This is a genomic window from Stenotrophomonas sp. JAI102 (assembly GCF_013409105.1).
Classification (GTDB): Bacteria; Pseudomonadota; Gammaproteobacteria; order Xanthomonadales; family Xanthomonadaceae; genus Stenotrophomonas; species Stenotrophomonas maltophilia_AA.
On record NZ_JACCCI010000001.1, the window covers coordinates 1080359 to 1099860 of the forward strand.

Below are 19502 nucleotides of genomic sequence, written 5' to 3' on the forward strand. Positions count from 1 at the left end.
ATGATGAGCACTGTGGCCTTGGGTGATGATCTCGGAATCGAGACCAGCACCGAGCTGAAAACCCGTTTGGCCCCCCTGGTGGATCAGGCCGGCGATCTGACGCTGGATGCCAGCCAGATCGGCCGTATCCATACCGCCTCGCTGCAGGTGCTGTGCGCATTCGTCGAGGCCCGCCGCAAGGCCGGGCATCCCACCGGATTCCACGGTTGCACCGCAACCTTCCGTGATGCCGCGCGCCTGCTCGGCGTCACCCAGGCCCTCGGCCTGGATGCACCCCATGACAACCTGAAATCTGTGGAGAACGCTGCATGAGCGCACGTATCTTGGTGGTGGACGATTCGGCGTCGATGCGCCAGATGGTCTCTTTCGCCCTCACCTCGGCCGGCTTTTCCGTCGAGGAAGCCGAAGACGGCGCGGTCGCCCTCGGTCGAGCCAAGGGCCAACGCTTCAACGCGGTGGTCACCGACGTCAACATGCCCAACATGGATGGCATCTCGCTGATCCGTGAACTGCGCCAGCTGGCCGAATACAAGTTCACGCCGATGCTGATGCTGACCACCGAATCGGCTGCCGACAAGAAGTCCGAAGGCAAGGCTGCCGGCGCGACCGGCTGGCTGGTCAAGCCGTTCAATCCGGAACAGCTGGTCGCCACCGTCCAGAAAGTCCTGGGCTGATCCCGCTTCACCCTTCCCTCCCCTCGCAACTGGACACCCCGCACCATGAGCATGGATCTGCAACGTTTCCACGCCACCTTCTTCGAAGAAAGCCGCGAGGGGCTGGATGCGATGGAAGCTGGCCTGCTGGCGCTCGAATCGGGCCAGCAGGACCCGGAAATCATCAACTCGGTATTCCGCGCCGCGCACTCGATCAAGGGGGGCGCCGGCACGTTCGGCTTCGACGCGATCGCCGCCCTGACCCACGTGCTGGAAACGCTGCTGGACGAACTGCGCGCTGGCAAGCGGGCGCTGGAGCCGGCCGCGGTCGACGCGATGCTGGCCTCGGTGGACGTGCTGCGTGCCCTGCTGCGTGAAGCCGAACACGGCCAGGCCGCCGATCCGCAGGCGGTCGCCGAGGTCAAGGCGCGGTTGGAAGCAGTGCTGTCCGGTCAGGCCGCCGTTGCGGCGCCGGTCGTCGCCGCCACGGTCGATGACACCCCCGAGGCGTGGCAGATCGGCTTCGTGCCGGCACCGTCGCTGTTCATGAGCGGCAACGATCCGCTGCGCATCATCCGCGAGCTCGAGCACCTGGGGTCGCTGCAGGTCGCCGCGCGCCTGGACCGCCTGCCCGGCTTCGATCAGCTCGATCCGCTCGAGGCCCACCTGGCGTGGGATCTTGGCCTGGTCGGCAAGGTGCCGCGCAGCAAGATCGAAGACACCTTCGCCTGGGTCGTGGACGACTGCGAACTGGACATCCGTCCGGCCGCACCGCCGAGCTTGGCCACCAGCGCGCCGGTCGAGGCCAAGCCGGCCGCCGCCGTCGCCGCTGCACCGGCCGCTGCTGCACATGAAGCCGAGACCTCGATCCGCGTCAGCGTCGACAAGGTCGATGCACTGATCAACCTGGTCGGCGAACTGGTCATCACCCAGGCCATGCTCAAGCAGGTCTCGCATGCACTGGACCCGGCGCAGGCCGAGCAGCTGCTGACCGGCCTGGACCTGCTGGAGCGCAACACCCGCGATCTGCAGGAAGCGGTCATCGGCGTGCGCATGCTGCCGGTGGACGCGGTGTTCCGCCGCTTCCCGCGCCTGGTCCGCGATCTGTCCTCGCGCCTGGGCAAGCATGTGCGCCTGCGCACCATCGGTGAAGGCACCGAGCTGGACAAGGGCCTGATCGAGAAGATCGCCGATCCGCTCGTGCACCTGGTCCGCAATTCGATCGACCACGGCCTGGAAATGCCGGACGTGCGTCGCGAGGCGGGCAAGGACGAAACCGGCACGATCACGCTCGCCGCCTCGCACCAGGGCGGCCACATCGTGATCGAAGTCAGCGACGACGGCCGCGGCCTGAACCGCGACAAGATCCTGTCCAAGGCGCTCGAGCGTGGCCTGAGCGTGCCGGACAACCCCACCGATTCGCAGGTGTGGGACCTGATCTTCCAGCCGGGCTTCTCCACCGCCGATGCCGTCACGGATCTGTCCGGGCGTGGCGTCGGCATGGACGTGGTCCGCCGCAACATCCAGGCACTGGGGGGCGAAGTCCAGCTGGAAAGCCAGGCCGGCAACGGCACCCGCGTGCTGATCCGCCTGCCGCTGACCCTGGCGATCCTGGACGGCATGACCGTCTCGGTCGCTGGCGAAACCCTGATCCTGCCGCTGGCCTACGTGCTGGAGGCCCTGCAGCCGCAGGCCGACGATGTGCGCACCATGGCCGGCGAAGGCCGCGTGCTGCGCGTTCGTGGCGAGTACCTGCCCATCCTCTCGCTCAGCGAGTACTACGGCTACGGCGGGCGTGCGCTGGACGATCCGCTGGTGGTGGTCGTTGAAGGCGATGGCCAGAAGATCGCGCTGGAAGTGGACGAACTGGTCGGCCAGCAGCAGGTCGTGGTCAAGAACATCGAGAACAACTACCGCCGCATCAGCGGTGTCTCCGGCGCCACCATCCTCGGTGATGGCCGGGTCGCGCTGATCGTCGACATCGGCGGCCTGGTGCGCTCGCTCAAGGTGCCGCAGGCCGCATGACGCACGGCAGGTGCCGGCCGACGGTAGTCGGCACCTGCGGGGTGGATCCACGCCATGCGTGGATGCTCTTCATTCCGGGCGCTTGAACGCCTGCGACAGGCGCTTTGGGTTGGCTTGAACCTCGGAAACTTGCCGCACGACCGGCGGCTGGCGTCTTCGGGTGCTTGTGCCGCGCTGCGCGCGGTCTCCACGCATGGCGTGGATCTACCGTCATCGCACCCGTTGCCCACCGGCAGCCGTGCCGTGCCTTGTCGTGTCGTGTCGTCACGACACGTCATGCCTCACCCTGCCTTGCACGAAACTGTGACCTCGAACGTTGCCGATACTCGGACGTACTGAGGCATACCTCGCGGCACTGAAACGCAACGCCCGCCACTGCTTGCTTCTGCAACCATCACGACAGCATCGGGGGCTGCCTGGCCCCAACGAAAAAATGTGACATCGAACGCTCAAGTTGCGGCGACACAGCGCCGCTATCCCGAGTGAGAGCGCTGACATTTTCTTCACGCGCCCTGCCCTGCGTCCTCTCCATCTTTCGCCCAGCGCCCCCACGGCTGTGCGCCACCGCCCTGCCCGGAGTTCCTGCCATGAAGTGGTTCCACGATCTGCCCATCGCCCGCAAGTTGGCCGTGGGGTTTACCCTCACCACGCTGATGACCGTCGTCCTGGGCGTGTTCGCCCTGGTCCGCCTCAACGGCGCCAATGCCGAACTGGTGTCGATGGCCGGCAACAACATTCCCAGTCTGCAGCACCTGGGTGAAGCCCGCTCCCTGCTGGGCGAGCTCCGCACCTATGAGCTCGCCCAGCTGAGCATGCTCGACCAGCCCGACAAGGTGGCCGATTACAACAAGCGCATGGACGCATCGACCAAGCTGGTCAAGGACGAACTGGCCGCCTATGCGGCCCTGCCGGCCAACGACCGCGAACGCGCGCTGTATGCGAAGGTGGCCGCCGATACCACTGCCTACTTCGCTGCCAACACCGAGATGCGCGCGGCCGTGGCTGCCGGCGACAGCGTGCTGGCACAGGACGTGTCGGACAACAAATCGCGCCCTGCACGCCGCCAGCTGTTCGAGGACCTCAAGGAACTGGGTGCCTACAGCAACAGCCTGATGGCCGCCCGCATCGCCGACGCCAATGCCACCCACCACGCCAGCGTGGTCGCGATCATCACCTGCATGGTGCTGCTGTCGCTGCTCGCTGCGGCCCTGGCCTGGGCGATCTCGCGGGTGATCACCCGCCCGCTGGTCCAGGCCGTGCACGCCATCCAGTCGGTGGCGCGTGGCGATCTGTCGGTCAACATCCAGGCCACCAGCAAGGATGAAGCCGGCAAGATGCTGGCCGCCACCCGCGACATGACGGTGATGCTGCGTCGCTTCTCCGAGCAGACCCAGCAGATGGTCGAGATGCACGCCGGCCCGGACATCAGCCACCGCATTCCGGAAGATTTCCCGGGCGTATACGGCCAGCTGGCTGTCGGCGTCAATACGGTGATCTTCGAGCACCTGGACGCGATCAAGGACGCGATCAACGTCCTGAACCAGTACGCCGCCGGCGACCTCTCGCCGAACGCCCGCCGACTGCCCGGCACCCGCGCGATCCTGCACGAATCGATGGATGCGGCCAAGAACAGCCTGCTGGCGATCAACACCCAGATCCAGTCGCTGGCCCAGGCGGCGGCGGCCGGTGACTTCACCCAGCGCGGCGATGCGCTGCGGTTCGAGCACGACTTCCGGGTCATGATCGAGAACCTCAACACCATGATGCAGGTCGCCGACGGCAACCTGTCCCAGCTCTCGCACCTGCTGCAGTCGATCGCCGCCGGCGACCTGACCGCACGCATGCAGGGCGATTTCCACGGCGTGTTCGCTGCGATGCGCGACGATGCCAACACCACCGTCGCCCAGCTGACCCAGATCGTGGGCCGCATCCAGCAGGCCTCCTCCAGCATCAGCACCGCGGCCGGTGAGATCGCCTCGGGCAACAACGACCTGTCGCGCCGCACCGAGCAGCAGGCCGCCAACCTGGAAGAAACCGCGGCTTCGATGGAGGAGCTGACCTCCACCGTGCGCCAGAACGCCGAGCATGCCCGCCAGGCCAACCAGCTCGCCATCGGCGCGCACTCGGTGGCCTCGCAGGGCGGCGACGTGGTCGGGCGCGTGGTCAGCACCATGCACGAAATCGACGCCTCCTCGCGCCGCATCGCCGACATCATCACCGTCATCGACGGCATCGCCTTCCAGACCAACATCCTGGCGCTGAACGCCGCAGTGGAAGCCGCACGCGCCGGTGAACAGGGTCGCGGCTTCGCGGTGGTGGCATCTGAAGTGCGCACCCTGGCCCAGCGCTCGGCCGGCGCGGCCAAGGAAATCAAGGGGCTGATCGACGAGTCTGTCGGCAAGGTGGCCGAAGGCTCGCAGCTGGTCAACCAGGCCGGTGCCACGATGGGCGAGATCGTCGCCTCGGTGCAGCGCGTGACCGACATCATGGCCGAGATTTCCGCCGCCTCGCAGGAACAGTCGGCGGGCATCGAGCAGGTCAACCAGACCGTCGTGCAGATGGACGAGACCACCCAGCAGAACGCCGCGCTGGTGGAAGAGGCCACCGCCGCCGCCCGTGCCATGGAAGAACAGGCCGGCCACCTGACCGACGCCGTCGCGCTGTTCAAGCTGGACGGGCAGGCCTACGCGGCTCCGGCGGCCGCACCCACCGCCGTGGTGCGTTCGCCTGCCGTGGCGCGAGCCGTCGCCCCGGCCAAGCCGCGCAGCGTCGCCGCCGCACCGCGCCGGGCAATGGCCCGGGAGCCGGCACTGGCCAACGACGCCGAGTGGCAGGAGTTCTGATCGCACCCGCCACGTGATCGACTGACCCTGACGACACCCCGCCCCGGCGGGGTGTCGTCGTTTCACCGGCGCCTCGCCGGCACGACACGCCGGAACTGCGGCCGGTCGTCTTGGCGGGGCGACACAATTCCCCCTACATAAATGTGAACTACTGCCGATAAACGGACAGAGCCCCGGTATCTACGCGTGCCGGCACCCGCCCAACCCAGCAGATTCCATGTCCGAAGGCAGCCACGACGCACACGACCGACTCCATGCCACGCACGACGATGGCACGGATGACCGGTACCTGGTCCGCAATCCCCGCCAGATCCGGCAGTTGCTGCAGGCGCTGATCGACCAGCGTTCGTTGATCAACGCCCACCTGGGCGGCCGCGACCAGTCCTTCCCCACTGCGGTGCTGGAACTGGACGACGACGAGGATTCGCTGTTGCTGGACGGCAGCCCCTCCGAGTCCTCCAACCGCGCTGCCGAAGAGGCCGGCCATCTGCTCTGCTTCGCGCAGCTGGACCGGGTCATGGTGCGCTTCCGCCTGGACGGCCTGGAGCGCGTGCGCAATGAAGGCCACGTCGCCTTCCGCGTGCCCTTCCCCGAGGAGCTGGTGCACCTGCAGCGCCGCGAGCTGTATCGGCTGGAAACGCCGATCACCGATTCGCCCCACCTGCAGTTCCCGATCAACGAAGACCGCAGCGAGATCCTGCAGTTGCGCGTGGTGGACATCAGCGGCGGCGGTCTGGCCGTCACGGTACCGGTGGACTGCAACGTGTTCTCGCTGCAGAAACGCTACGCCGCCCAGCTGGACCTGCCCGATGGCAGCCCGCTGCATGTCTCGCTGATCGTCTGCAACCAGTTGGCGGTCAAGCTGCCCAACGGCGTCGAAATGAAACGCATCGGCATGCGCTTCGACGACCTCCCGCGCGGCGGCGACAGCGCGATCCAGCGCTACATCTTCCGCATCGACCGGCAGCGGAGTGCGAGGAAGAATGGGGAGAGTTGATGGCTGCTTCAACTGCGTGGCGGTTTGATGCTGCGTGACTGAGTCGGCGCGGGTGGGTTGGCGGGACACGCCGTGAATCCGTCCATGGAGGCTCATGTCGCCGCATCCATGCGGCTCATGGTCCCACCAACCCACCCGCGCCGCCCCTTGGACAGTTGGCTGGGCCAGAGTTGAAGGCAGCGGCGATGGGGATGGAGAGCTGCCGAGCAAAGCTCGGCAAGACGCCCTCCGACTGAGGCGGTGTGCTGACGCAAAAAAGTGTGTGCGCCACGACGGGCCACGTCCGCTCCAGCTCCAGCTCCGGCTCCAGACTCTAGCTACAGCTGTTGGCCTCGCTGTTGGCCTTGTCGTCGTTCTCGCTGTTGCCATTGCTGCTACTGACACACCGACGCACTGTCGAGGGGCTGGTGTGGGTGGGTTGGCGGGACCATGAGCGCCATGGATGGCGCGACATGAGCCTCCATGGACGGATTCACGGCGTGTCCCGCCAACCCACCCACACCAGCCCAGCCGCCGAATGCAGCACCGCCAATGCCGTTGCTCTCGCCAAGCACCCCTAAAGTCGCCCCCGACCAGGCCGATATCCAGCGTGACCCCCGGTTATTCGACCGCCACGCCCGATCCAGGACCCCTCGATGAACGACAAGAACAGCAACGCCACCAGCGACGGCGGCGAATACCTCAGCTTCACCCTCGGCGCCGAGCACTACGGCGTGGACATCCTCAAAGTCCAGGAAATCCGCGGCTACGACTCCGTCACCCGCGTCCCCGATGCCCCCGACTACATCAAGGGCGTCATCAACCTGCGCGGCACCATCGTCCCCGTCATCGACCTGCGCCTCAAACTGCGCCTGGAAAATGCCACCTATGACGCCTTCACCGTCATGATCGTCCTCAACGTCGAAGACCGCGTCGTCGGCATCGTCGTCGACAGCGTCTCCGACGTCATCCCGCTGGCCGCCGACCAGATCCGCCCGACGCCCGAATTCGGCGCCGCCGTCGATACCCGCTTCATCTCCGGCATCGGCACCCAGGACGATCGCATGCTCATCCTGCTGGATATCGAAACCCTCCTCGACAGCGCCGACATGGGCCAGACCCCGGTCATCGACGACGTCGCCGCCTGAGACATCCGTCACAGAACAGTCCACGAGCGCTGCCCGGTCCGCACCGTGGCGGCAACTGAAGCAAAAACCCGCTTCAGTTCCGCCCGGGCCGGCCGATAGCTGGTCTCAGAACCCGGCTGCACTGGATCGCCCATGGCCGGGCCAACTGCCCCTATCCCCGGAGAATTTTCCCGATGAAGTCCCTGCTTGCCCTGTTCTCGGTCGCCGTGATCGCCTCCTCCGCCTCCACTGCATTCGCCCAGTCCGGTGAAATGATTCCGCCGGAACTGGCCCCGCGCTCGGTCGGCAAGGACGGCATGGTCTGCGGCAAGGTCGAGAAGGCCCGCTACGCCGAAGGCTCCGAAGGTCAGCCGACCTTCCTGTACATGGGCGGTGCGTTCCCGCGCCACACCTTCTCGGCCCGCATCGCCGGTGCCAACCGCGGCAAGTTCAGCTTTCCGCTGGAAACCCTGGAAGGCAAGACCGTCTGCGTGATCGGCAAGATCGCCCGCGATGCCTCGCGCGCTGAAATCGAAGTCAGCTCGCCGGCCGGCCTCAAGCTCGCCAACATCAAGTAATCCGCCGTACGCCCTGCCACGCCGGCACTGGCCGGCGTGGTCGCTGCAACCGGCCCCGACGGCCGGACGCGTTTGCCACTGGAGACCGCACCTGCCATGCCGTGGATCAACAACCTCAAACTGATGCCCAAGTTGATGCTGACTTTCGGCGTCCTCCTGCTGGTAATGCTGCTGCAGGGCATCGTGGCCTATCGTGGCCTGCACTCACTCAACAACGTCACCACCGAACTGGCCGGGCCCCGGATGGACAGCATCCGTCTGGCCGGCGAACTGCGCGGCATGGTCGGTGAGTACCGCAACTCTGCTTACCAGGGCCTCATCCGCGCCAGCGATGACGTGAAGGCCGAAGCCAAGTCCCGCGCCGCGCAGCTGCGCACCCAGATCGATGCCTCGATCAAGAAGTATCCCGCGCTGATCGACAATCCCCAGCAGAAGAAGCTGTTCGACACCTTCGCCAAGGATTGGACCGACTCGCTGGCGTCTTACGACGCCGTCACCGAAATGCTCGAGCTGGACCTGCCTGACGACGCCATCGACACGTTTGTCGGAGAAACCCGCGCCAAGCACCGCAAGGCCTCCGCCGCCCTCGAAGCGCTGATCGCCGAAGACAACCGCCTTGCGCGCGCCTCGCGCGAAGAAGCCGAGTCCACCTATGCCGCCTCGGCCACGCTGACCGTCATCACCCTGCTCGCCGGCGCCGCCCTGGGCCTGGTGCTGGTGTATCTGTTCGCCCGCTCGCTGGTGGGCAGCATGCGCGGTGCCGTATCGGTCGCCAATGATGTCGCCAGCGGCAAGCTGGATGGCCACATCGACGTCAGCCGCAAGGATGAAGTCGGCGACCTGCTGCAGGCCATGCAGCGCATGCAGCGCGACCTGCGCGAACGCACCGAAACCGACCAGGCCATCGCCCGCGAGAACCTGCGCATCCGGACCGCGCTGGATTACAGCTCCACCGGCGTCTACCTGACCGATGCCCAGCACACGATCGTCTACAGCAACCGCGCGCTGCAGCAGACCCTGAGCCAGTACGAAGCCGACATCCGCAAGGATCTGCCGGACTTCGATGCCGCCGCCTCGCTGATCGGCAAGTCGGCCGCCACGCTTGAACACGGCAGCGAGATGGATGCCAAGACCCTCGCCCAGCTGCAACAGCACGGCGTCAGCCGTCGCCCGATGCAGTTCGGCGAAGCCCAGTTCGCCCAGGTCATCTCCTCGATCGCCAACGAGCAGGGTGAGACCGTCGGCCACGTCATCGAATGGCGCGACCGCACCCCCGAAGCGCTGGTGGAAGCCGAAGTGGCCCGCGTGATCGCCCAGGCCGCTGCTGGCGATCTGTCCGGCCGCATCGACAGCGACGGCAAGGACGGCTTCTTCCTGCAGCTGGCCCAGCAGCTCAACGGCCTGCTGGACGCCAATTCGGCCAGCATCGAACAGGTCTCCAACCTGCTTGCCGCGCTGTCGCAGGGCGACCTGACGGTGCGCATGCACGGCGACTTCCAGGGCGTGTTCGCCCGGATGCGCGACGACGCCAACGCCACCGCCGAGCAGCTCAGCGGCATCGTCACCCGGATCAAGCACTCCAGCCAGCAGATCAACTCCGCTGCCAGCGAGATCGCCACCGGCAACAGCGACCTGTCGCGCCGTACCGAGCAGCAGGCCGCCAACCTGGAGGAAACCGCCGCCTCGATGGAGGAACTGACCTCCACCGTGCGCCAGAACGCCGAGCATGCCCGCCAGGCCAACCAGCTTGCGATCGGCGCGCACACCGTCGCCTCGCAGGGCGGTGACGTGGTCGGCCAGGTGGTCACGACGATGAGCGCGATCCAGACCTCGTCGAAGAAGATCGCCGAGATCATCTCGGTCATCGACGGCATCGCGTTCCAGACCAACATCCTGGCGCTGAATGCCGCGGTCGAAGCGGCACGTGCCGGGGAGCAGGGTCGCGGCTTCGCGGTCGTCGCTTCCGAAGTACGCACCCTGGCCCAGCGCTCCGCCGGTGCAGCCAAGGAGATCAAGGGGCTGATCGACGACTCCGTCGGCAAGGTCAACGATGGCTCGGCGCTGGTGCAGAAGGCCGGCGCGACCATGGGCGAGATCGTCGCCTCGGTGCAGCGTGTGACCGACATCATGGCCGAGATTTCCGCCGCCTCGCAGGAACAGTCGGCCGGCATCGAGCAGGTCAACCAGACCGTCGTGCAGATGGATGAAACCACCCAGCAGAACGCCGCGCTGGTGGAAGAAGCCACCGCCGCCGCCCGTGCGATGGAAGAACAGGCCGGCCAGCTGACCGATGCCGTGTCGATCTTCAAGCTGGACGAGCAGGAGGTTGCACCCGCTCCGGTCGTGGCCGCCCCGCCGCGTGCCGCGCGTGCGCCGCTGGCGCAGGCAGCCGTGCGTCGCCCGGCCTCGCGCCCGGTGGCCACCGAACTGGCCGACGGCGACTGGCAGGAGTTCTAAGCCCCTCTGCCGCTTGTCGTGAACTCAAGCCCCGGTGCTTCGGCACCGGGGCTTTTCGTTGCCCGACTGAATGGTCGATGGCCGTCGCACTCAATAGTCGGCCATATCGGCCGATAACAGCATTGCCCGACACTTCGTCGCGGCCAGCCAGGATGGTGATCGCCACCGCGTGCTCCTGGCATCGCCACGTGCTTTTGCCCGCTCAGATGCCCTGCCCATGAATCTATTCCGCCGCTGGAACCCGTACTTCTCCAACCTGTCCGTCAGGCGCAAGCTCAACCTGCTGACCCTGCTGATCGCCTTGGGCGTCATCGCCCTGTCGGTGGTCGCCGCGCGCATGCAGTACCTGGATTTGACCGACACCCGCAAGGACAGTCTGAAGACGCAGGTCGAACTGACCTACGGCATCCTGGGGCATTACCATCGGCTGGCGGACAGCGGTGAACTGACCGAGGCGGCGGCCAAGCAGGCCGCGCTGATGGCGCTGGAAAGCATGCGCGCCGACGGCGATACCTATTACTACAACGTCTACGACACGCATTACCGCATGCTCATGCACCCGTTCCGCAAGGAACTGATCGGCCAGGACATGAAGGATTTCCGCACCGATGACGGGGTGCGCGTGTACTACGACCAGATCGGCATGGCTCGCCTAGGCGGCGGCTTCGTCTCCTACCAGTGGGCCAAGCCGGGCACCGACAAGGAGGTCGAGAAGGTCGCCTTTGCGGGCATGTACGCGCCCTGGAACTGGGTGGTCAGCACCGGCGCTTACATGGACGATGTGCAGCAGCAGGCGCTGGTGTTCACCGCGATCATGGCAGCCACCGGCGGAAGCGTGGTCCTCATCGTGCTGGCGCTGAGCTGGCTGATCGGCAACCGCATCACCCTGCCCCTGCGCCAGGCTACCCACGTGGCCGAGAACATCGCCCGCGGCAAGCTGGACAGCCGCATCGGCGAGCAGGCCCACGACGAGCCCGGCCGCCTGCTGGAAAGCATGGCCCGCATGCAGGAACAGCTGCACGCCGTGATCAGTGGCCAGCGCGAGATGGCCAGCCGCCACGATGCGGGCAATACCGGCTACCGCATGGACGAGACCGCCTTCCCCGGCGAGTACGGCCTGATGGTGCATGAAACCAATGCGCTCGTCGGCGCGCACGTGCAGACCATGGACGATGTGCTGGCCGTGGTGCAGCGCTATGCCCAGGGCGACCTCAGCGCGGACATCGCGCGCTACCCGGGCGAGAAGGCCGCGATCACCCGCACGGTCGATGCGGTCAAGCAGAACCTGGGCAGCATCAACGGCGAAATCCAGCGCCTGGCCGCGGCCGCCGCCGCCGGTGATTTCAGCCAGCGCGGCGACACGACCCGCTTCGATCATGATTTCCGCCGGATGATCGGCCACCTCAACGCGATGATGCAGGTCAGCGACGAGAACCTCGGCAAGCTCTCGCAGCTGCTGTCGGCCATCGCCGAAGGCGATCTGACCGCACGCATGCAGGGCGATTTCCAGGGTGTGTTCGCCACCATGCGAGACGATGCCAATGCCACCGTGGCCCAGCTGACCCAGATCGTCGGCCAGATCCAGGAGGCCGCCGGCAGCATCAACCTGGCCGCCGGCGAAATCGCCACCGGCAACAGCGACCTGTCGCGCCGCACCGAGCAGCAGGCCGCCAACCTCGAAGAAACCGCCGCCTCGATGGAGGAACTGACCTCCACCGTGCGCCAGAATGCCGAGCACGCGCGCCAGGCCAACCAGCTCGCGATCGGCGCGCACTCCGTCGCCTCGCAGGGCGGCAACGTGGTCGGCAAAGTGGTCACCACGATGGCCGCGATCCAGACCTCCTCGAAGAAGATCGCCGAGATCATCTCGGTCATCGACGGCATCGCGTTCCAGACCAACATCCTGGCACTGAACGCTGCGGTGGAAGCCGCACGCGCCGGTGAGCAGGGCCGCGGCTTCGCGGTCGTGGCCTCCGAAGTGCGCACCCTCGCCCAGCGCTCGGCCGGCGCGGCCAAGGAGATCAAGGGGCTGATCGATGACTCGGTCGGCAAGGTCGCCGAGGGCTCGCAGCTGGTCAACCAGGCCGGCGCCACCATGGGCGAGATCGTCGCCTCGGTGCAGCGCGTGACCGACATCATGGCCGAGATTTCCGCCGCCTCGCAGGAGCAGTCCGCCGGCATCGACCAGGTCAACCAGACCGTGGTGCAGATGGACGAGACGACCCAGCAGAACGCTGCGCTGGTGGAAGAAGCCACCGCGGCCGCGCGCGCGATGGAGGAACAGGCCACCCAGCTGGCCGACGCCGTGGCGATCTTCCGCCTCGACAACCAGGTTGCCCAGGCCGTGAGCGCGGTCACCGCGCGCGCCGTCGCCGCGATGGGGCCGGTACGCCCGGCCAGCCGCCCGGCACCGCCGGCATCCCCTGCCCTGCGTGCCGCCGCGCCGGTGCGCACACCGCGCAGCACGCCGGCCGATGACGGCAACTGGCAAGAGTTCTGAGTTCCCGCGGCGATCCGTGATCGCCGCACCCCCTTTCCCTGCGAGTCCGCCCGTGTCCACGCCCCCAGCCAACGCCGCTTCACCGAATGCTCGCGAATTCGAGTTCGCCGATCGTGATTTCCGCCGCGTCTGCGAGCTGATCTACCAGCGCGTCGGCATCTCGCTGGCGCCGGCCAAGCGCGACATGGTCTACGGCCGGCTGTCGCGCCGGCTGCGAGCGCTTGGCATGCGCAGCTTCAGCGACTATCTGGACCAGCTCGAGTCCCATGGCGGCGACGAATGGCAGGCGTTCACCAATGCGCTGACCACCAACCTCACCGCGTTCTTCCGCGAGCCCCACCACTTCGAGAAGCTGGCCGACGAACTGCGTCTGCGCGCCGGCCACGGCACCCTGCAGCTGTGGTCGTGCGCGGCCTCGACCGGCGAGGAACCCTACTCGATGGCGATCACCGCCTGCGAGACCTTCGGCACGCTCAAACCGCCGGTGCGCATCCTGGCGACCGATGTCGACACCCAGGTGCTGGCCACCGCCAGTCGTGGTGTGTACGCCATCGACCGCGTGTCCGGGCTGGACCCTGCGATCAAGAAGCGCTATTTCCAGCGCGGCAGCGGGCCCAACGAAGGCCATTGCCGGGTCAACCCGGCCCTGCGCGACCTGATTGACTTCCGCCCGCTCAACCTGCTCGCCAACCGTTACGACGTCGGCGGCCCGTTCGATGCCCTGTTCTGCCGCAACGTGATGATCTATTTCGACAAACCGACCCAGCGCGGCATCCTCTCGCGGCTGATCCAGCACATGGGCGATGACGGCCTGCTGTATACCGGCCATTCGGAGAACTACCTGCACGCTGCCGACCTGATCCAGCCCTGCGGCCGGACCCTGTACAAACGTGCGCCCGGAGCGCCGGCATGAGCCTGCCGATCCGCAACGACGAGGTGATGCGCTATTTCGACAGCCGCTTCCAGGTCACCGCCGCCAAGCTGCTGCCGACCCAGTACCTCGCGGTAGACGACAACACCGCACTGACCACCACGCTGGGCTCCTGCGTGGCCGCCTGCCTGCGCGACCCGGTGCTGAAGATCGGCGGCATGAACCACTTCCTGCTGCCCGAGGGCAACGTCGGTGATGGCGCGCCCGCGCGCTACGGCAGCTACGCCATGGAGCTGCTGATCAACGACCTGCTCAAGCGCGGCGCGCACCGCAAGCGACTGGAGGCCAAGGTGTTCGGTGGCGCCAACGTGCTCAAGGGCTTCACCAGCAACCCGGTCGGCACCCGCAACGCCGAGTTCGTGCGCCAGTACCTGCAGGCCGAGCACATCCCGATCATCGCCGAGGACCTCTGCGGCATCCACCCGCGCAAGGTGTGGTTCTTCGCCGATACCGGCCGCGTGGTGGTGCAGCGCCTGCCGCATGCCCATGAAGCCGAAGTGGCCGCGACCGAATCGGCCGTGCGTGCCCGCCTGTCCAAGGCCCCGGTCACCGGCGGCGTGGAGTTGTTCGAATGACCCACGGTGCACCCTGCAAAGTCCTGATCGTCGACGACTCCGCGGTCGTGCGTCATATGCTGAGCGAAATCCTCGACAGCGATCCCGGTATCGAAGTGGTCGGCACCGCCGCCGACCCGCTGCTGGCGCGCGAGAAGATCAAGCGCCTGGCCCCGGACGTGATCACGCTGGACGTGGAAATGCCGCGCATGGACGGCCTGGCCTTCCTGGAAAACCTGATGCGCCTGCATCCGCTGCCGGTGGTGATGATCTCCTCGCTGACCGAGCGCGGCGCCGACACGACCCTGCAGGCGCTGGCGCTGGGCGCGGTGGACTTCGTCTCCAAGCCGAAGTTCGACGTCGCCCGTGGCCTGCAGGCCTACGCCGAAGAGATCATCGGCAAGGTCAAGATGGCGGCCCGCTCAAGGGTACGTACGCTCGCGCGTCCCCCCACGCCGCGCATCACCCTGGATGCGGTGGCACCGAAGGCGCCACCGCGCAGCATCCAGTTCCGCACCACCGACCGCCTGATCGCGATCGGCGCCTCCGCCGGCGGCACGGAGGCCCTGCGCGTGGTGCTCGAAGGCATGCCGGCCGACGCCCCGGCCGTGGTGTTGACCCAGCACCTGCCCGCCACCTTCAGCACCCCGTTCGCCGAGCGCCTGGACCGCCATTCGGCGATGTCGGTGCGCGAGGCCAGCGATGGTGAAGCGGTGTTGCCCGGCCACGCGTACCTGCCGCCGGGCGGCAAGCACCTGCGGATCATCCGCGACGGCGCCCGCTGGCGCTGCCGGATCGACGACGGCCCGGCGGTCAACCGGCACAAGCCGGCGGTGGACGTGCTGTTCCGTTCGGTGGCCGAAAGCGCCGGCGCCAATGCCATCGGCGCGATCCTCACCGGCATGGGCGACGACGGTGCCCGTGGCCTGCTCGATCTGCGCAACGCCGGCGCCCCGACCCTGGTGCAGGACGAAGCGACCAGTGTGGTCTGGGGCATGCCGGGTGCGGCGTTCAAGCTGGGCGCAGCGGAGGAGATGGTGCCGCTGGAGCGGATTGCGGAGCGGTTGATGGCGTTGGCGCGGGGTTGACGCGGCTGGCGCGCGAGACCCTGCTGCCGCAGATGCTGGCGCGCTTCACCCGTGTGAAGTCGGCTGAGTCGGTTAACGACATCGAGGGGCCCTGTGCGGAGCAGGTGAGCGATCTGCGTGCAGGAAGCTTGGGCCTGCTGATAGGTGCGATGCGCGACATCCTGCGACTATGCAATGTCGCGCAGCAAGGCCGACTCGAAGATGACCCAGTGATTGTCGGGCGCAGCGGGCACCCGCTGGCCGGTGCGTACGCGCTGGGAAAGCACGTTCCGCCAGCATGGACATTAACCGCCGCGCCTGCGCATCGAATGCGGCTCGGTGCTGATCCACCCGCAGCCTGCTGCTGGAGGACGCCTGGCTCACCCTCATGTCATGCGACCAGTTCGTGACCGAACGCCGCGCCGGCCTGCTCTGCGAAATCGGCGGTGCCGGCGATGACCTGCGCCGCCGCATCGGCCTCAGCATGCGCGCCGACTGGCACCGGACCCGCCTGCAGCAGGCGTTAGTGGAAACTTTCCGCGCCGTCTGCGCCGAGCGCAGCAACGACGCTGACAACGCGTGGCCGTTCCGGTATCCCCGACGGTAACGATCGCAGAAACGAGGCCATGATCACCGTGGCGGCAGGCTGCAACCCTACCGACGGCTCGCAGAGCGGTCGGCTACGATGCATCTTCTCCTGCATGCGAAGGCACTGGAACAGTTCGCCATGTCTAGCTGGATGAAAGTCATTTGTCCAAGCCTTGCGGCAGCCTAGGCTGCAGGTCAGCACAGGAGCCAACAAATGGAAGCATCCTTGGGCCGCTTGCAATCGTCACAGTTCCCAACGTCGCAAAGTCTCCGAACGGCTGGTCGGAATAAATGCCCTGTACGGTGATTGGACAGAGGGCCTCGTCCTTCCAGTCTCCCTCGCCAAGGATAGGACGCATCTCGGCAAGTGCGGCCTCCAACGTTGTCTGGTCCATTTGCACCGCGATGCCGCCGACTGCCTTCTGGTACAGAAAATAGTCTTTTCCTGAATACAGAACCAGTTGGCCAAAGCCGCGGACAAGGTGTCCACTGATTTCGATCCGGCGTCCCGCGTATTGCTCGCGCGAACCCCAAAGATCACCAAAAGAAAGTGCGCAGGTCTGGTCCTTCCCCTCCCCGTAGCAGTGCCGCGGTGCAGCAGCTGCTGCACCGAATGCAGACGCAAGAATGAGCCCACTAAGGAGCGGAATACTCAACATTCTCATCAGTGTTGCCACCATTCTGCAGGTATGACCAACCATACATCTTACCGTTCGTCAGTCCAACAAACACTTCGAAATCCAGAGGGACGGATCGACCAGAATTCACCTCTCTATACATTGACTGGGCCATCTGGATGTCTTCACCACTGAAGAATTTCGTGCCGGGATGTGTATGAGCGTAGCCGATGGGGGCGAACTTTTCTCCAAGCCCCGACACGGAGCTGTTGAGTGTCATCCGCGTGATGGAATTCTTCATGCCGTCGCTGACCGAGCTTCCCAGAATTGCGCCTTGGCCCATGCCCTGGAAGATTCGTACACCTATCTCAGAGCCGAATTTTATGCCTACTGGCATTACAGCGTCGAACCATGCTTTGGCAGCAGCACCTGCGGTCTTGAATTCTCTATTGCGGAGCCCGGAAGTACGCGCCGTCGCTTCTGCGGCAGCTCTCCCACCGATATTGCCTGCGTCACTTGGGCTACGATCTTCCTGCGCGCAGCGTCCACCCGTTGACCAGCAGCGACCAGTTGGACTCCGATCAGCTGCTGGAGTGACCCTGGGTGATCTCCGCCAGCGGCGCCCCCGTACGCGTACGATGGGAGCGCATGTTCCGCCGGCATGGCCATGAACCGCCCCGCCTGCGCATCGAATGCGGCTCGGTGCTGATCACCCGCGGCCTGCTGCAGGAGGACGACTGGCTCACCCTGATGTCACGCGACCAGTTCGTGATCGAACGCCGCGCCGGCCTGCTCAGCGAGATAGGCAGTGCAGGTGACGATCTGAGCCGCCGCATTGGCCTCACCACCCGCGCTGACTGGCACCCCACCCGCCTGCAGCAGGCGTTCGTGGAAACCTTCCGCGCCGTCTGCGCCGAACGCAGCAACGACGCCGACAACGCGTGGCCGTTCCGCTACCCGAGACGATGATGACGGCAGAAACCGGCGCCTGATCATCGTGATCGCAGGGCCGGTTCCCAAACGACCGCCGATACCTGCTCCTGGTGCATTGACGCATTGAGCTCTAAGGAAATCAGCCCCGGCGCATTCGTTACGTGACAGCTCCATGAGCCAATGAATCGATCAACCCCCAGCAGTTGCTTGGGATGAGACCCCTACCGTTACGTGGCGGCAGGAGTTGACACGGCAGACCACGGCACCTGCGCGTTACGGCGACTCAGATGAAGGGTAAACGAAAACAAGCGCGAACTCTGTTGCAGCTTCGTTCGAAGGAACCTCGAATCTGTATTTCTTCAAGGTTTCCCGGGCTGCAACATCCATCGACCGGTTTTCGGAGCTTCTATCAATTCTGACATCTATGGGACGCCCGTTCTCATCGATCTGGAATCCAATCCTGACACAGGCGTCGGGGTACTTTGAGCCTAGAGGATCCCTTGGCACCTTGAACGGCTGCTTGTAGACAACAAGCTCCTCTGTGTTCTCTACAACCTTATCCCAGCCCCCAGACCTGCAATCGCATCCAGATACCGCGGCAGCCGTCATCATCAAGTAGGCAGTGATGCCGATCATCTTAATTACCTCCAACCAAGGGGTCTGGCACCGAAAGTCCAGAGTAATGGGTTCTCAGTGGCATTCCCAAGTATTGCCTGTAGGGGTTCTCCAGGAATCGAACTGCGTTGAACTCGTCGGCATCAGCGTTTGAGGTTGCCGCACTGTAACCAAACGTGGCACCAGCCATAGGCGTATGACCAATCTCGTGGGCCAGTAGAACATCCAGGCCAGCACCGGAGAATTCTCTTCCGAATTTATTTGACTTCAAGAATTCGCGCCACTGCAAACTGTAGGTCACAATATTAGTGCCAGCGTAACCGGCCGAGAATACTGGAGGATAGCCAGAACTAGGAAGAATCTGTTCAAGATCTATCTTTTCACCACTCTGTACGGCGCGTCGTCCGATGGCACCGCCAACGCCAGATCCCAAGAATTTTTTCAAAGCTGTTCGAGTCTCACCTGGAAAAGCTGAAGCCGTTGCCTCCCCTCCCATCGTCGAAACCGAGCTATGAGTGAAAACCTTGTCTACGTTTCGTGCGTCCAAGCTAGTTGCGGATGAAGCCTGGGTCGTGAACTCCCCCGTACTTTTGCACGTTCCGTCACCATTCGCCATCCTTGAGCCGGTGCATCGCCCATCCGGGTCATAAAATCGATAGGGATTACTGTTCGCGTATCGATAACGATTGAACATCGAGACCGGGCTCGCGGAAGCTGTCACAGGGTCAGAACTAAGGAATAATCCGACCACTGGATCATAATAGCGCTGCTGCATATAGGTCAGCCCCGTTTCCTTGTCCGAGACATGCCCGGTAAACCCTGGCGAATCTTCCGGCGCACTCCCAATGTTGGCGCCATAAGGCTCGTACACGAAACGAGCGACGACAGCTCCACTTTCGTCGCTCTCCGCTACCGGAGACCCCAGCGCGTCCGTATGAATATAGCGCACCACCTCCTGCGCACTGGTCGCGAATGCAGAAAGTCCCAGGCAGATGGTCGCAGCACCACGCAATACCATGTTGGTCCTCATCAAAGTAT

The 19502-nt window shown here is 65.3% G+C and carries 17 protein-coding genes and 1 pseudogene; 14 read left to right on the forward strand and 4 right to left on the reverse strand.

The genetic code is table 11. The annotated features are described in order from the left end of the window. Positions 1-3: 3 nt before the first annotated feature. From HDC96_RS05040 to HDC96_RS05100, 13 genes are all read left to right on the forward strand, one after another. Positions 4-312, forward strand: coding sequence for an STAS domain-containing protein (locus tag HDC96_RS05040; protein ID WP_179459013.1), 309 nt, complete (start codon positions 4-6; stop codon positions 310-312). After that, on the forward strand, positions 309-674 hold the full coding sequence (locus HDC96_RS05045) for a response regulator (protein ID WP_019182916.1): 366 nt from the start codon (positions 309-311) through the stop codon (positions 672-674). Before HDC96_RS05040 ends, HDC96_RS05045 begins: the two co-directional genes overlap by 4 nt. A gap of 45 nt (positions 675-719) precedes the next feature. Beyond that, positions 720-2678 (forward strand): chemotaxis protein CheA, encoded by a 1959-nt coding sequence (locus tag HDC96_RS05050; protein ID WP_179459014.1) that lies wholly within the window; start codon positions 720-722, stop codon positions 2676-2678. 587 nt (positions 2679-3265) lie between these two features. Continuing rightward, positions 3266-5521 carry a methyl-accepting chemotaxis protein gene (locus tag HDC96_RS05055; protein WP_179459015.1) on the forward strand — a complete coding sequence of 752 codons (2256 nt, stop codon included), beginning with the start codon at positions 3266-3268 and terminating at the stop codon, positions 5519-5521. Between the two features lie 217 nt (positions 5522-5738). Beyond that, positions 5739-6518 carry a flagellar brake protein gene (locus HDC96_RS05060; RefSeq protein WP_179459016.1) on the forward strand — a complete coding sequence of 260 codons (780 nt, stop codon included), beginning with the start codon at positions 5739-5741 and terminating at the stop codon, positions 6516-6518. 635 nt (positions 6519-7153) lie between these two features. After that, positions 7154-7645, forward strand: coding sequence for a chemotaxis protein CheW (locus HDC96_RS05065; protein ID WP_179459017.1), 492 nt, complete (start codon positions 7154-7156; stop codon positions 7643-7645). A 173-nt stretch (positions 7646-7818) separates the two neighbouring features. Next, positions 7819-8202 carry a hypothetical protein gene (locus HDC96_RS05070; RefSeq protein WP_179459018.1) on the forward strand — a complete coding sequence of 128 codons (384 nt, stop codon included), beginning with the start codon at positions 7819-7821 and terminating at the stop codon, positions 8200-8202. Between the two features lie 96 nt (positions 8203-8298). Next, entirely contained in the window at positions 8299-10659 is a 2361-nt protein-coding gene (locus HDC96_RS05075) for a methyl-accepting chemotaxis protein (protein WP_179459019.1), read from the forward strand. A 217-nt stretch (positions 10660-10876) separates the two neighbouring features. Next, the gene (locus HDC96_RS05080) at positions 10877-13159 is read left to right on the forward strand and encodes a methyl-accepting chemotaxis protein (protein WP_179459020.1); all 2283 of its coding nucleotides are present in this window, start codon (positions 10877-10879) and stop codon (positions 13157-13159) included. Positions 13160-13211: 52 nt separating this feature from the next. Beyond that, complete coding sequence (locus tag HDC96_RS05085) at positions 13212-14072, forward strand: CheR family methyltransferase (protein WP_179459021.1); 861 nt, start codon at positions 13212-13214, stop codon at positions 14070-14072. Continuing rightward, positions 14069-14665: a chemoreceptor glutamine deamidase CheD gene (gene cheD, locus HDC96_RS05090; protein ID WP_121036713.1), complete on the forward strand. Its 597-nt coding sequence runs from the start codon at positions 14069-14071 to the stop codon at positions 14663-14665. Before HDC96_RS05085 ends, cheD begins: the two co-directional genes overlap by 4 nt. Further along, on the forward strand, positions 14662-15732 hold the full coding sequence (locus HDC96_RS05095) for a chemotaxis response regulator protein-glutamate methylesterase (protein ID WP_179459022.1): 1071 nt from the start codon (positions 14662-14664) through the stop codon (positions 15730-15732). Before cheD ends, HDC96_RS05095 begins: the two co-directional genes overlap by 4 nt. Before the next feature lie 367 nt (positions 15733-16099). After that, complete coding sequence (locus tag HDC96_RS05100) at positions 16100-16318, forward strand: hypothetical protein (RefSeq protein WP_179459023.1); 219 nt, start codon at positions 16100-16102, stop codon at positions 16316-16318. Between the two features lie 139 nt (positions 16319-16457). Here HDC96_RS05100 and HDC96_RS05105 read toward each other — a convergent pair whose 3' ends face one another. Together HDC96_RS05105 and HDC96_RS05110 are read right to left on the reverse strand one after the other, a co-directional pair. After that, positions 16458-16955, reverse strand: a complete 498-nt coding sequence (locus HDC96_RS05105) for a hypothetical protein (protein WP_179459024.1) — start codon at positions 16953-16955, stop codon at positions 16458-16460. Next, positions 16936-17217 (reverse strand): hypothetical protein, encoded by a 282-nt coding sequence (locus tag HDC96_RS05110; protein WP_179459025.1) that lies wholly within the window; start codon positions 17215-17217, stop codon positions 16936-16938. The genes HDC96_RS05105 and HDC96_RS05110 overlap by 20 nt, the downstream gene beginning before the upstream one ends. Before the next feature lie 275 nt (positions 17218-17492). Here HDC96_RS05110 and HDC96_RS05115 point away from each other — a divergent pair. Continuing rightward, a pseudogene (locus tag HDC96_RS05115) lies at positions 17493-17885 on the forward strand (LysR substrate-binding domain-containing protein); the annotation flags it as partial. A gap of 237 nt (positions 17886-18122) precedes the next feature. On the opposite strand, the gene HDC96_RS05120 reads toward HDC96_RS05115, so the two are convergent. Then, positions 18123-18485: an energy transducer TonB gene (locus tag HDC96_RS05120; protein WP_179459027.1), complete on the reverse strand. Its 363-nt coding sequence runs from the start codon at positions 18483-18485 to the stop codon at positions 18123-18125. A 1-nt stretch (position 18486) separates the two neighbouring features. Then, positions 18487-19494: an RHS repeat-associated core domain-containing protein gene (locus HDC96_RS05125; RefSeq protein WP_257018594.1), complete on the reverse strand. Its 1008-nt coding sequence runs from the start codon at positions 19492-19494 to the stop codon at positions 18487-18489. Positions 19495-19502 lie beyond the last annotated feature (8 nt).